Below are 12,232 nucleotides of genomic sequence, written 5' to 3' on the forward strand. Positions count from 1 at the left end.
TGTCACTAAACTGAGCAGCCTAAGAGCTGCTCTTTTAGTTCATCTAGATGGGAAATTTGAATAACACGTTCGTCATCAACCAAGTTGATCGGTGCGCCGTTGTATAGTTGTACGGTTTTTATGCCAGCGTTAAGCCCTGCTTCAACGCCTTTAGGTGTGTCATCAATGTATAAGCAATCACTTGGTAAAAAGCCCATATTCATCGCGCTGTACATGATCAAGTCTGGTTCAGGCTTCCAGCTGTTTGCATCGAACGCAGAGAACACTTTGCCTTTAAACGCATCAAGTAGCCCCGTCAACTCAAGCGAGTATTCGATTTTATCTTTTGGTCCATTAGACGCCACGCAATACTCAATATTGTGCGAATCTAAAAAGTGGATAAGTCGTTTCGCGCCGTCCATTGGTTTTAAATGACGGACAAACAGTTTCTGTAACTCGTCACGGTACTGCGGCTCTAGTACATCAATCGGAACATTTAAGTTCATCAACTCTTTAGCGTCACGAAGGATATCCGCAAGCTTACCGCCTCTGAAGTGCTCTACGCATTCACTAAAACTCATCTCTGCACCGTATTGGCCAAAGACGTTCACTAAGGCCTGACAACACAAGCGTTCACTGTCTACTAGCGTGCCATCGCAATCAAAGATGACACATTTAATATTGTTAATAGCCATACGCCCTTCCCCCCGACGCTGAATATCTTAAAGACTTTAGCTGACCAATTTATTTGGCCTTATTGACTTATTTATTTGTACTAAATATGTATCAACATGATAGGTAAGTTTAGAAATGTTTAAACGACAGACTTGGCATTTCGTAGAAATGAGAAAGAGGAATTAATGATTTTCTAAGCGAGATCACCGAATGAAGCCCCTAAATTAAGAAATATGAAACTTCACTCGGTACAAAGGAAAGGATTAAACTTCGGAATCTGGATATAAATAACGCACTTCTATAAAGTCATCCAAATTATCCAATAGAAGTTGGCTCAACGTAGGATCAAAGTGTTTGCCTTTTTCACGCGTAAACAGATCCACAACTTCTTCAACCGTCCAAGCTCGCTTATAACAGCGTTCACTCAGTAAGGCGTCAAAGACGTCGGCAATCGCCACAATACGTGCAAAGAGATGAATCTCCTCACCTTTTAGGCCATTCGGATAACCCGTACCGTCCCAACGCTCATGGTGTTCATGAGCAACAATGGCGGCCAACTTAGTGATTTCGCCTTCACGATTGTTCAGCAATTCATAACCTTTCACCGTATGGCGCTTCATGATTTCCCATTCAGCCTCATCTAACTTGCCACTTTTGTCCAAGATAGATTCAGGAACCGAAATCTTACCAACGTCATGCATTGGGCTGATGACTTCAATCATCTCAACTTCACGATGGCTTAACCCGCAAAACTCAGCCAAGGTCGCAGACAATCTAGCAACACGTTTAACGTGCTGTCCTGTCTCACCAGAGCGCGATTCAATCGCCTCGCCAAGAACGTGAATCATCTCCTTTTGAACGCTCAAGGTACGCTTTTGTAAGGTCACGATCTTGCGGTTCTTCTGATCGATCACCTTACGCTGGCGAATGGTCATAAACTGGCTAACAATCACCAAAGAAAGCAGCACAATCAGTGCACAAGCAAAAAGCAACAGTTTGATATTAACTTTAACTGCAGGAGGTGGTGCATTGATGATGTGAGCTGATTTAGGGATGTCGTAGCGACTGATACCATATTTTTGAATGGCCGCGAAATCTAAAACGGCTTCTGAAATCAGTTCGTTCTCGGTTTTGGTCATCGATAGACCCAACTTGGCAGCCATTAGCTCTGCGGCTTCGTGACCATATTGCTTCGAACGATTTAAGAATCCACCTAAGATACCTGGTTCTTCTAAGTACATTTCCCACAAGACAAATACAGGCGCAACACTTTTAGCGCCAATAACGTGTGCCACTTCTTGGTAAGAATGGTAGTGCCCTTGTTCCGCTTCTGTGTTGAAATGGGTCAGCAGCACGGCATCATTTGGGTTGATTTTCGAGAGTCTGTCTGCAGCTTCAGCCAAGGGTTCATCCCGAAGCTCGATCAAATTGATTTGAGGAAACTTCTTCATCTCTTCTACAACACGAGCATGAACCAGTTCCGATGTCATGCTTCTGTCGGCGAGATAATACAAGTTCTTGATTTGAGGACGTAGCTTAATGATGAGCTTGATGTTTTCGGTAACTTTATCTTGTTCATACAAGATACTACCGGAAGTGCTTAAAGAGTCTAACGTCGCTTGTGTGTTATTTATGCCAACGGCCACCAAAGGCACAGCGCGCTCGTCGTTTGGTAAGTAACGTTTAGAAAATTCTAATGCAGCATCGTCCGAGATGATGATGCCGTCAAACTTGTAGTTTTGATATTTGAGCTGCAGATAGTTGGCCATGTTTTGAAAATAGCCATCAGAGTGCACGCGCTTAGCGTCTAGGTATTCGATCGATAGTTTGACTTCGCTGTTGGTTTGCTCAAAGCCCTCTTCGACACCACGTTGAATGTCATTGGTCCATTGGTATGAGGGCTCATACGAATGTAAAACCAGTACTTTTTTGATTTCCCAATCCGTTTGGTCAGCATTGACTGCGGCCGTCCCTAGGCATAGAAATAGAGCCAATAAACGCGTCAAACGCATAACCATGTGTCGCCCAGCCGAGAAAGAATGTTGTTGCACATATTAAATGCCAAATCCCCATCTGGGACCGACATTGATCAATTTTCTACGACTATTGTTTCACACAACTTTTGATCGTCGTTCAATTTTTTCGCCAAATCACACACAAACTGCGATTTATCCAAGTTTTGAGAAACGGTAATGTCAGAAACAAGTGTGTTGCCTTCATATTGGCTGACAATTGCAGCTGCTACAGCCTCGCCTTGTTTAAAACCGACATAAAGCTCAAACTCAGGTGTCAAAATGATCTGAGTTAAGTATTCCACGATCATTTCTTGCTCGTGCTTATCCGACCAACGTTGTGACTGTAGAATCGAAAACATCACGGTAAGCCTATGAAAATCAACAAGGAAGATGTCGTCCCCTGTTAACTCTTGCCCGTTTTCTAAAAGCGTAGTTTTATCGACAGCATCGTAGGTTAAAGCGTCGAGCATACGAGTATAGATGGCTCGCCCTTCGATGCTTTCTTTAGTAGGAAATTCGACTTCTACTAAATCATGCAACCACGCATTTTTTCTGTTGATGCTTTCTAATTGTTGTTGGTTCATTTTCTTACCTTAAGCGCTGCAAGCCTAGTGTTTTACAGCGAATGAAAAACAGGACTTTGATTAGAAATGTAGGCGTCATCTGTTCTGGAGCGGTACATTAGCATGAAGCCTCTTACAAACCTAGCTAAACTCCTGAGGTAACGCCAAATTTTGTTTTAAGTGTGTGCGTCTGATAAATTGAACTAATAAATTAGCCTAATTAAGGGATGAAAAATGAAGAAAAGCTTGCTTGCTTTGGGTTTGGTAACCGTTCTGGCTGGGTGTAGTGATAATGAAGTGGGTGACGTATCACTGGGTATGTTCACAATGAAAGACATCAAAATCGGCCACCTACAAGACGAAGTCGTGACGGGTGTAACTTGTCATATTGCTTCTATCGAGGCGAATTTAAGTTTGTCTGATCCAAGTGACAGTTCTATCTCATGTCGTCAAACAGGTGACATCACGCCAGAGATGATTGCTAAGATTGATAAAAGCAAATCTGGTGAAGTCGTCTTCAAGAAGTCAAAAAGCATCTTCTTCAAGACCATGAAAGTACGTCGCATCTACGATCCAGAAAACCAAACGCTACTTTACTTGTCTTACACAACCAAAGAGACAGAAGGCAGTTTCAAACATAGCTTATCAACTGTTCCTCTATATGGCACAAAAGCTTATGTGGAACCGACTGTAACACCTACAAATTAACCCCAATTTGTGTGTAAAAACAGCAGCCCGTTGAATTTTTCAGCGGGCAAATTTCTTTGCAAGAAAACGGAACGATTTTCAAAATTTTGTGATACAATCCCGCCTCTTTTTTTCTCACTCAAGAACAAGCATGAAGTTTCCTGGTCAGCGAAAATCTAAACACTACTTTCCAACTCACGCTCGAGATCCATTAGTAAACCAAATTCGACAAGCACCGAAATTGTACCGCCCTACGGTCGTTGGTGTGGGTCAAACCATCGTAGATATCGAAGCGCGCGTAGATGATGCGTTTTTAGAAAAATACAACCTAAGTAAAGGACATTCTCTCGTTCTTGAAGAGAGCAAAGCGGACGCACTGTACGAAGAGCTAGTAGAACAAGGTCTGATTACTCACCAATACCCAGGTGATACTATCGGTAACACACTTCACAACTACTCCGTGCTTGCGGACAGTAAATCAGTGCTACTTGGTGTTATGTCAAAGAACATTCAAGTTGGTTCTTTCGCTTACCGTTACCTATGCCGTACCTCTTCTCGTATGAACCTAAACCACCTACAAACCGTAGATGGTCCAATTGGTCGTTGTTACACGCTGATCACTCACGATGGCGAACGCACTTTCGCGATCAATGAAGGTCACATGAACAAACTCTCTCCTGAGAGCATTCCAGAAGAAGTATTTACCAAAGCATCTGCTCTGGTTGTTTCTTCTTACCTAATGCGTGGTAAAGAAGAAGATCAAATGCCTCAAGCCGTTCAACGTGCGATTGAGTTTGCTAAGAAGCACGAAGTCCCTGTAGTACTGACTCTTGGTACTAAATATGTGATCGAAGGCAACGCTGAATGGTGGCAAGAGTACATTCGCGAGAACGTATCTGTTGTTGCCATGAACGAAGAAGAAGGCGCAGCACTGACTGGCGAAGGCGATCCACTCGCAGCAGCGAATAAAGCACTGGAATGGGTAGACCTAGTTCTTTGTACTGCTGGTCCTGACGGTCTTTACATGGCGGGTTACACTGATGAGAAAGTGAAACGCGAAACGACGCACGATATTCTTGAAGGCTCGATTGAAGAGTTCAACAAGTTTGAGTTCAGCCGTGCAATGCGTAAAGACGATTGCCAGAACCCAATGAAAGTGTACTCACACATTGGCCCTTACCTTGGTGGTCCACTTGAGATCAAGAACACCAACGGTGCAGGTGATGCAGCATTGTCAGCGCTTCTACACGACATGGCAGCGAACTCGTTCCACCATAAAGAAGTGCCAAACTCTGAAAAACACGAAGTACGCTGCCTAACTTACTCTTCTCTATCTCAGATCTGTAAGTACGCAAACCGTGTAAGCTACGAGGTGTTAACTCAGCACTCTCCTCGCCTATCACGTGCACTACCAGAGCGTGAAGATAGCCTAGAAGAAACCTACTGGGATCGCTAAGAACCAAGTACTTAGAGCAATAAATATGCGAAGGTCACCATTTGGTGGCCTTTTTGTTTTGATCTAGCGCAGTAATTAGTGGTTTTTGTTATGATGTAGCACGCTAAGGCGCACGAACTGCTTTACACCTCGTTTTTTACCAGTATTATTCTCGCGCAAACGTTTGCGCAACGCCTGCTAAGTCTTTTGCTTGCTTGATGTTGAACGCCACGTGTTAGCCATTTTTTTGGAGTATCCATGCAGTCTGATATTGAAATTTGCCGAAACACACCGTTGTCTTCTATCGCTACCGTCGCTGCCAATGCCGGTCTTTTACCACAAGAGTTCGATACACACGGAAAACACAAAGCTAAAGTTCATCCCCAATGTCTTGATCGCTTAAACGCAAATCAAGACGGCAAGTTGGTGTTGGTCACTGCAATCACACCTACCCCTCTGGGTGAAGGTAAAACCGTAACCACAATCGGCCTTTCTCAAGGTTTATCTAAGATCAACCAATCTGTAATGGCGTGTATCCGTCAACCATCAATGGGGCCAGTCTTTGGTGTCAAAGGTGGCGCTGCAGGTGGTGGTTACTCCCAAGTTGCACCAATGGATGAGTTAAACCTACATCTCACTGGTGATATTCATGCGGTAACAGCGGCACATAACTTAGCTTCAGCCGCATTAGATGCTCGCCTTTATCATGAACAACGTGAAGGCTACGAGGCGTTCGAAGCCCGTACTGGCTTAAAAGCACTAAAGATCGACGTCGAACGAATCACTTGGAAACGCGTGATGGACCATAACGACCGTGCACTACGCATGGTTAAGATTGGTCTCAATGAAGAAGGCAAAACTATCAACGGCTTTGAACGTGAAGAAGGTTTTGATATCTCTGCCGCTTCTGAGCTAATGGCGATCCTCGCTTTAGCTAAAGACTTAAAAGATCTGCGTCAACGCATTGGCCGTATCGTCGTGGCTTACAACTTAGACGGCCTTCCAGTGACAACTGAAGACTTACAAGTTGCCGGAGCAATGGCTGTCACGTTAAAAGAAACCATTGCCCCTACTTTGATGCAAACACTAGAAGGTGTGCCAACCCTGATCCACGCGGGTCCATTTGCGAATATCGCTCACGGTAACTCTTCTATCATCGCAGACCAAATTGCACTAAAGCTTTCTAGTTACGTTGTCACCGAGGCAGGTTTTGGCTCAGACATGGGATTCGAGAAAGCGTGTAACATTAAAGCGTCTGCAGCGGGTCGTGCACCAGATTGTGTGGTGATTGTCGCTACGCTACGTGGTTTAAAAGCAAACTCAGGTCACTATGATCTGCGCCCAGGTATGGCCATTCCAGATTCAATTTTCAATCCGGACCAAGCGGCACTTGAAGCAGGGTTTGAAAACTTAAAGTGGCACATTAACAATGTCCACAAATACGGTATCCCAGCGGTGGTTGCCATCAACCAATTCCCACAAGATTCTCAGAAAGAATTGGCTGCGCTTAAGGCGTTGATTCACGAATTTAACCCTGAAGTTAAGGTGGCCGTCAGCACAGCATTTGGTCAAGGTGGTGAAGGAGCCGTAGAACTAGCGCAACACGTTGTTGAAACGTGTGAACAAGCTTCGGATTTCCGCCCTCTTTACCGCAAAGAGCAAACTCTAAAAGAGAAACTCATGGCCGTTTGCGAAGCAGGTTACGGCGCTGCAAACATTGAAATGAGTGAACTCGCGACACAACAGCTAAAGCACTTTGAACAATTGGGCTTTGATGAACTAGCGGTATGCATTGCGAAAACGCCGCTCTCCATTACCACTGATTCAGCTATAAAAGGAGCGCCAAGTGGCTTTAGCGTTCCTATTCGTGAGCTACGCTTATGTGCAGGTGCGGGTTTTGTTTACGCGCTTTCAGGTAATGTTATGACCATGCCTGGTTTACCGGATAAACCCGCGTTCATGAATCTCGATCTTGACGATCAAGGCAATATTATCGGCCTTTCATAGCGTGAAACGTTTATCTCAAACAAACAGGAGCCATGGTGCTCCTGTTTCCATTTTAAATGACCGCTAATTTATTGTTTTTAAAACCCTTTACACTGTAAACTGAAACCACCAAATTAAAGTATTTACTTTATTTCACCAATTCGGTGCAGCAACAATTTCCTCACTCCCTAATATAGTGCAATAAATAATACCCCACCTCTAAAGAGCATTGATTTTATTAACAAAATCCAATGGCTCGAATCTTGTACTACGTTATATAGCACTACCATTTATAAGTTCAAAGGACACTCAACAACGTCACTCGAAAGCCACCAGCAGTTGGCTAACTCCTCAGGCTTTAAGTTGCTTTCGATGTACGTAACATAAGGGAAAGGGAACATTATGCAAGACGCACTCGCAGTAATCTTAGCTGGCGGTATGGGATCAAGGTTGAGCCCTCTTACCGATGATCGAGCCAAACCAGCCGTTCCATTTGGCGGTAAATATCGCATCATTGATTTCACGCTAACTAATTGTCTTCATTCAGGTTTAAGAAAGATATTAGTGTTAACTCAATACAAATCGCACTCGCTGCAAAAGCACTTACGAGATGGTTGGTCGATCTTCAATCCCGAACTTGGTGAATACATCACCGCTGTTCCACCTCAAATGCGCAAAGGTGGTGCATGGTATGAAGGCACAGCAGATGCCATTTACCACAACATGTGGCTGTTATCTCGAAATGACGCCAAGTATGTCGTAGTTCTATCCGGTGACCACATTTATCGCATGGACTACGCAGCAATGCTGGAAGAGCACAAAGAAAACGGCGCGAAGTTAACGGTCGCATGTATGGATGTGCCTGTCGAAGAAGCGACTGCATTTGGCGTAATGGGCATTAAAGAGAACGGTTTAGTCGAGTCCTTTGTCGAGAAGCCTAAGAACCCACCTACTCTTCCTAACGACCCAACGCAGAGTCTAGCGTCTATGGGGATTTACATCTTCGATATGGACGTTTTACAAGATGCGCTCGAAGAAGACGCAAAACTCGAAGATTCAAGTCACGACTTTGGCAAAGACATCATTCCAAAACTCATCGATTCTCAATCAGTTTATGCTTACAAATTCTGTGGTAGTAAAGGACGTGTAGACAAAGACTGTTATTGGCGCGATGTCGGTACCATTGATTCTTTCTATGAAGCCAATATGGACTTGTTAGAACCCGTTCCACCAATGAACTTATACCAACCAAACTGGGCGATTCGCACTTACGAAGCTCAGTTTCCACCAGCAAGAACGGTATCTTCTGCGACTGGTAATGAAGGTATTTTCATTAATTCCATCATTGCAAACGGCGTAATCAACTCGGGCGGTTCTGTTCAGCACTCGGTTATTGCTTCTAATGTACGCATTCACGACAGCGCGACAGTAGTCGACAGTATTATCTTTGACGATGTCGAAGTTGGTGAAGGTTGTCAGCTGGTAAGTTGTATCATCGATAAGCATGTTCGCATCCCGGCGCACACTCAAATCGGCATGAACAAAATTGAAGATGCAAAACGATTCCATGTGTCAGAAAAAGGCATTGTCGTGATTCCAGAAGGCTATGAGTTCTAACCTGTTCGCTCAGCTATTTGCCATTGCAAAATCCACAAATGCACCAAATATAAAGCGCGCGATGTGAATCGCGCGCTTTTACTGTTCAACTAATCTGAATTAGACATTACATACTGTAGACCAGCTACCATCGCTACCCGGCTCTGATGCAGTCCACCAGTTTGCTTGGTATACCACACCATTGTGAATCACTTTATCACCTTGGTTAGCGTGGCTTGGGTTACCTTGCCAATCTGTTTGCGGAAGATCTGGGTAAGTAACTAGACCCGTAGTATCACATGTACCCGGCTCAGTACCACCGCCGCCGCCAGTGCCAGAGTTTAGGTCACCAATTGGTAGGTCTGGTTGTTCAAACTTGAACGCAAACTCTTTACCGCCAGAAATCACCGTGTAGTTAGCTGGACCAGAGATTGGTAGGTAGTAAACCATATCAAGTTCGTAAGTGCCGCCCGCTGGTAGGTCTTTCCATGCTGGTAGAGAGAAAGATACGCGGTGCATTACACCATCCAAACCACCAATGTTGTTCGCGCGAGTATGACCAGAAGCAATCACACTTAGACCGCCGCCAGACTGATCTTTCGCGTTATCCGGAGCAGATACAGGAATATCGAACTGGAATTCTGTACCACCAGGAATCGCTTGACCCGTGTTGTTTGTAAACGTGATCTTAGGGTTGATTGGGTAGTTTTGGTCACCAACTTTGAAACCTCCAACACTAACAGCAATATCTACTGCTTCTGTTGGAATAGCACCAGTTGCGATCTTGTTACCGTAAGGCGTTGCAGACTTAAACTTGTCGTAAATCGCTTTAGTCATAGTGTTACCCATGTGGTATTCACCATTACCCGCAGCACAAGCTTGTTCTGTTGCATCAATCGTCGTACGGTTGCCGTTCGCGTCTAGTACGTAACAGTTATAGTCACCTGCTAGCTCCCAGAACATGATACCGCCGATTTCTTTGTCGATAACGTAGTCCGCTTTCACTTCAACAGATGCCTTATCTTCTGTCGATAGGAATACGCTCTTCTCTGCATTCCATAACCAAGGAGCTACAGCAACATCATCGTAATGACGCGTGTAAGAACCGACAAACTTATCGGAAGGATCATTTACAGGGTCAAGACCATAAGCTTGAGCGTAAGAACCCCAAATGCCCTTCTCTAGGTTCTTCGCGTGCCACATTGGGTTTGAACCAGCGCCCATTTCGTTGCCTTTAGGGTCAGTATCATGCCACATGTTATCGATACCGATAGCGCCGTGACCACAGTTGTTCTTCTCACCTTCGCCAGTACCCGGTGCACACTCTGATTGATTAGGGAGTGCCGCTCGGCCCCATAGACCGTTGTCACCACCAGTTACACCTTGCCAGCCACGAGTATAGTAAGGAACACCAATGTTAATACGACCTGCTGGCATAGAGCCACGGAAGTAATGGTAAGCCCAGTCAGTGTTCAAGTAACCAATACCGCCGTAAGCCGCCGTGCCGTACACGTTCCATTGAGCAAGCTCAGAGTCTTTACCCGTATCGAACAGTGCCGCGTTGTGGCCAACGTGATCGTTCCAAGCACCATGCAAATCGTAAGTCATGATGTTCACGTAATCGAGGTACTTAGTGACGTCGAACGTTTCCATACCACGCAATAGGTAACCTGAAGAAGGCGCCGCGATAGTTAGCATGTAGTGGATGCCATCTTGTGCAGACGCCGCATCCAATTTCTCACGCAGAACTTTCATTAGCTCTTGGTAAGAAGCCCATAGATATGGACGACGCGGTTCCATAAAGTCTTTATCGTAAGGGTTACCAGCGCCCGCCATTGATGTTGGGTACTCATAGTCGATATCTAGGCCGTCGAATTTGTAGGTACGCATCATTTCAACGGCAGACGTAGCAAACTTCTCGATGCCCGCATGGTTGATTGAGCCATCTGCATTGGTCGTCATGGTGTAGAAACCACCGTCAGCAACGCGGTTACCATCAGCACCGAAGTGACCGCCTGTTTCAGCCCAACCACCAATTGAAATCAGTGTTTTAACGTCATGTTTTTGCTTGTAAGTTGCTAGCGCACCGAAGTGACCTTTAAAGCCAAGTGCTGGATCTACTTCTACGCCCGGCCAAGTTTTACCTGTTGCAGGGTTCGTTGGGTCTGTCACATCACCTACGTTTACTTTGCCGTCTGAACCAATACTGACGAACGCGTAGTTAATGTGTGTAAGTTGATCCCATGGAATGTCTTTTACTAAGTAAGCGGCTTGTGGGTCATCACCACTACGCCAGCTAGTGAAGTAACCGATCACACGACGAGGATGATCAGCCCCCATTAATTCACGACCTTCTTCATCGTAAATCGTACAGTAAGGAACATCGACACCAGCCGTTTGGTATAGACCGTCAGGACGACAGTTCGATGTAGTTGCACCGCCATTTACTGTTAGAGATACAAGAGAAGAATCTGTTGTTGCGCCTGCATCGTCTGTGGCTTGCGCGTAAATAGAAACACTGCCCGCTTGTGCTGGCGTGAAATCTACCGCGTATGGCGCTGTTGTTGCTGTACCAACAAGGGAACCGGCAGCGAAGAATTCAACTTTCGCCACTGTGCCATCCGCATCAGCGGCATTTGCTGTAACGGTAACCGTCGCGCCTAGTTCAACAGAAGTCGCTGAAAGAGCAACATCGACAGTCGGCGCTTCATTACCCGGTTGACCCGCGTTTACTGTTAGCGTTACGGCACTCGCAACACTCACAGCGTTTTTATCATCGTACGCTTTAGTCGAGAATTCGTGCGCACCTTCAGTCGCCGTCCATGAAGCAGTGAAAGGTGCTGCGGTAGAGGTACCGACTAATGCGCCATCAACAAAGAATTCAACCTTACTAATTGAACCATCCGTGTCAGCAGCGTCTGCAGCAAGATTTACAACATCTCCAGCAGTGATAGAAGCCGATGCACTAGGCGATGTTAATGTCACAGTAGGTACTTCATTAACTGGAGGATCTACAGGGCCAGTGCCACTACAAGCACCTAGATTTTCCCACTCACCCCATTCACCTGCTTGCGCTGGATTATTGTTTTGAGTCCAGTAGCGCGCTTTATAAGCGTTACCTTCGTGCTGAACTTGGTCACCGCCGTTATAAACCTTCGACGAATCCCAAACTTCTAGAGGTGCACAATCAACCGCTGCATAGCTGTTGAAGGCCATTAGACAAGACGCAGTTAATGTACTGAGTGTAAAGGCACTCTTCACTGCTTTCCCACTTCTAAGGTGCATATTGCTCTTCC

Annotated in this window: 8 protein-coding genes; 4 read left to right on the forward strand and 4 right to left on the reverse strand. The window is 45.3% G+C overall.

The window, feature by feature from the left end:
* Window positions 1–5 precede the first annotated feature (5 nt).
* The 3 genes from VCHENC03_RS22860 to VCHENC03_RS22850 all read right to left on the reverse strand — a co-directional run bounded on the left by VCHENC03_RS22860 (window position 6) and on the right by VCHENC03_RS22850 (window position 3,253).
* Window positions 6–674, reverse strand: a complete 669-nt coding sequence (locus VCHENC03_RS22860; protein ID WP_009704474.1) for an HAD-IA family hydrolase — start codon at window positions 672–674, stop codon at window positions 6–8.
* Window positions 675–917: 243 nt separating this feature from the next.
* Window positions 918–2,672 carry an HD domain-containing phosphohydrolase gene (locus tag VCHENC03_RS22855; protein ID WP_009704475.1) on the reverse strand — a complete coding sequence of 585 codons (1,755 nt, stop codon included), beginning with the start codon at window positions 2,670–2,672 and terminating at the stop codon, window positions 918–920.
* A gap of 71 nt (window positions 2,673–2,743) precedes the next feature.
* The gene (locus VCHENC03_RS22850) at window positions 2,744–3,253 is read right to left on the reverse strand and encodes a hypothetical protein (protein ID WP_005441903.1); all 510 of its coding nucleotides are present in this window, start codon (window positions 3,251–3,253) and stop codon (window positions 2,744–2,746) included.
* 213 nt (window positions 3,254–3,466) lie between these two features.
* Between VCHENC03_RS22850 and VCHENC03_RS22845 the strand changes: the two genes are divergently transcribed.
* The 4 genes from VCHENC03_RS22845 (at window position 3,467) to glgC (ending at window position 8,957) form a co-directional block, all read left to right on the forward strand.
* A complete protein-coding gene (locus VCHENC03_RS22845; protein WP_005441905.1) occupies window positions 3,467–3,940 on the forward strand; it encodes a CreA family protein in 474 nt (157 codons plus the stop codon).
* Between the two features lie 130 nt (window positions 3,941–4,070).
* Window positions 4,071–5,375: an inosine/guanosine kinase gene (locus VCHENC03_RS22840; protein ID WP_009704476.1), complete on the forward strand. Its 1,305-nt coding sequence runs from the start codon at window positions 4,071–4,073 to the stop codon at window positions 5,373–5,375.
* Window positions 5,376–5,612: 237 nt separating this feature from the next.
* A complete protein-coding gene (locus VCHENC03_RS22835; RefSeq protein WP_009704477.1) occupies window positions 5,613–7,361 on the forward strand; it encodes a formate--tetrahydrofolate ligase in 1,749 nt (582 codons plus the stop codon).
* A gap of 381 nt (window positions 7,362–7,742) precedes the next feature.
* A complete protein-coding gene (gene glgC, locus VCHENC03_RS22830) occupies window positions 7,743–8,957 on the forward strand; it encodes a glucose-1-phosphate adenylyltransferase (RefSeq protein WP_009704478.1) in 1,215 nt (404 codons plus the stop codon).
* Window positions 8,958–9,056: 99 nt separating this feature from the next.
* Here glgC and VCHENC03_RS22825 read toward each other — a convergent pair whose 3' ends face one another.
* Window positions 9,057–12,221 carry a chitinase C-terminal domain-containing protein gene (locus tag VCHENC03_RS22825; RefSeq protein WP_009704479.1) on the reverse strand — a complete coding sequence of 1,055 codons (3,165 nt, stop codon included), beginning with the start codon at window positions 12,219–12,221 and terminating at the stop codon, window positions 9,057–9,059.
* Window positions 12,222–12,232: the final 11 nt, after the last annotated feature.

This window comes from Vibrio sp. HENC-03 (assembly GCF_000305755.2).
Lineage (GTDB): Bacteria > Pseudomonadota > Gammaproteobacteria > Enterobacterales > Vibrionaceae > Vibrio > Vibrio owensii.

Bases quoted from the DNA above. Each gene is read 5' to 3' on its own strand.
- VCHENC03_RS22860 (WP_009704474.1), bottom strand. From the start codon at position 674: ATGGCTATTAACAATATTAAATGTGTCATCTTTGATTGCGATGGCACG.
- VCHENC03_RS22855 (WP_009704475.1), bottom strand. From the start codon at position 2,672: ATGGTTATGCGTTTGACGCGTTTATTGGCTCTATTTCTATGCCTAGGG.
- VCHENC03_RS22850 (WP_005441903.1), bottom strand. From the start codon at position 3,253: ATGAACCAACAACAATTAGAAAGCATCAACAGAAAAAATGCGTGGTTG.
- VCHENC03_RS22845 (WP_005441905.1), top strand. From the start codon at position 3,467: ATGAAGAAAAGCTTGCTTGCTTTGGGTTTGGTAACCGTTCTGGCTGGG.
- VCHENC03_RS22840 (WP_009704476.1), top strand. From the start codon at position 4,071: ATGAAGTTTCCTGGTCAGCGAAAATCTAAACACTACTTTCCAACTCAC.
- VCHENC03_RS22835 (WP_009704477.1), top strand. From the start codon at position 5,613: ATGCAGTCTGATATTGAAATTTGCCGAAACACACCGTTGTCTTCTATC.
- glgC (WP_009704478.1), top strand. From the start codon at position 7,743: ATGCAAGACGCACTCGCAGTAATCTTAGCTGGCGGTATGGGATCAAGG.
- VCHENC03_RS22825 (WP_009704479.1), bottom strand. From the start codon at position 12,221: ATGCACCTTAGAAGTGGGAAAGCAGTGAAGAGTGCCTTTACACTCAGT.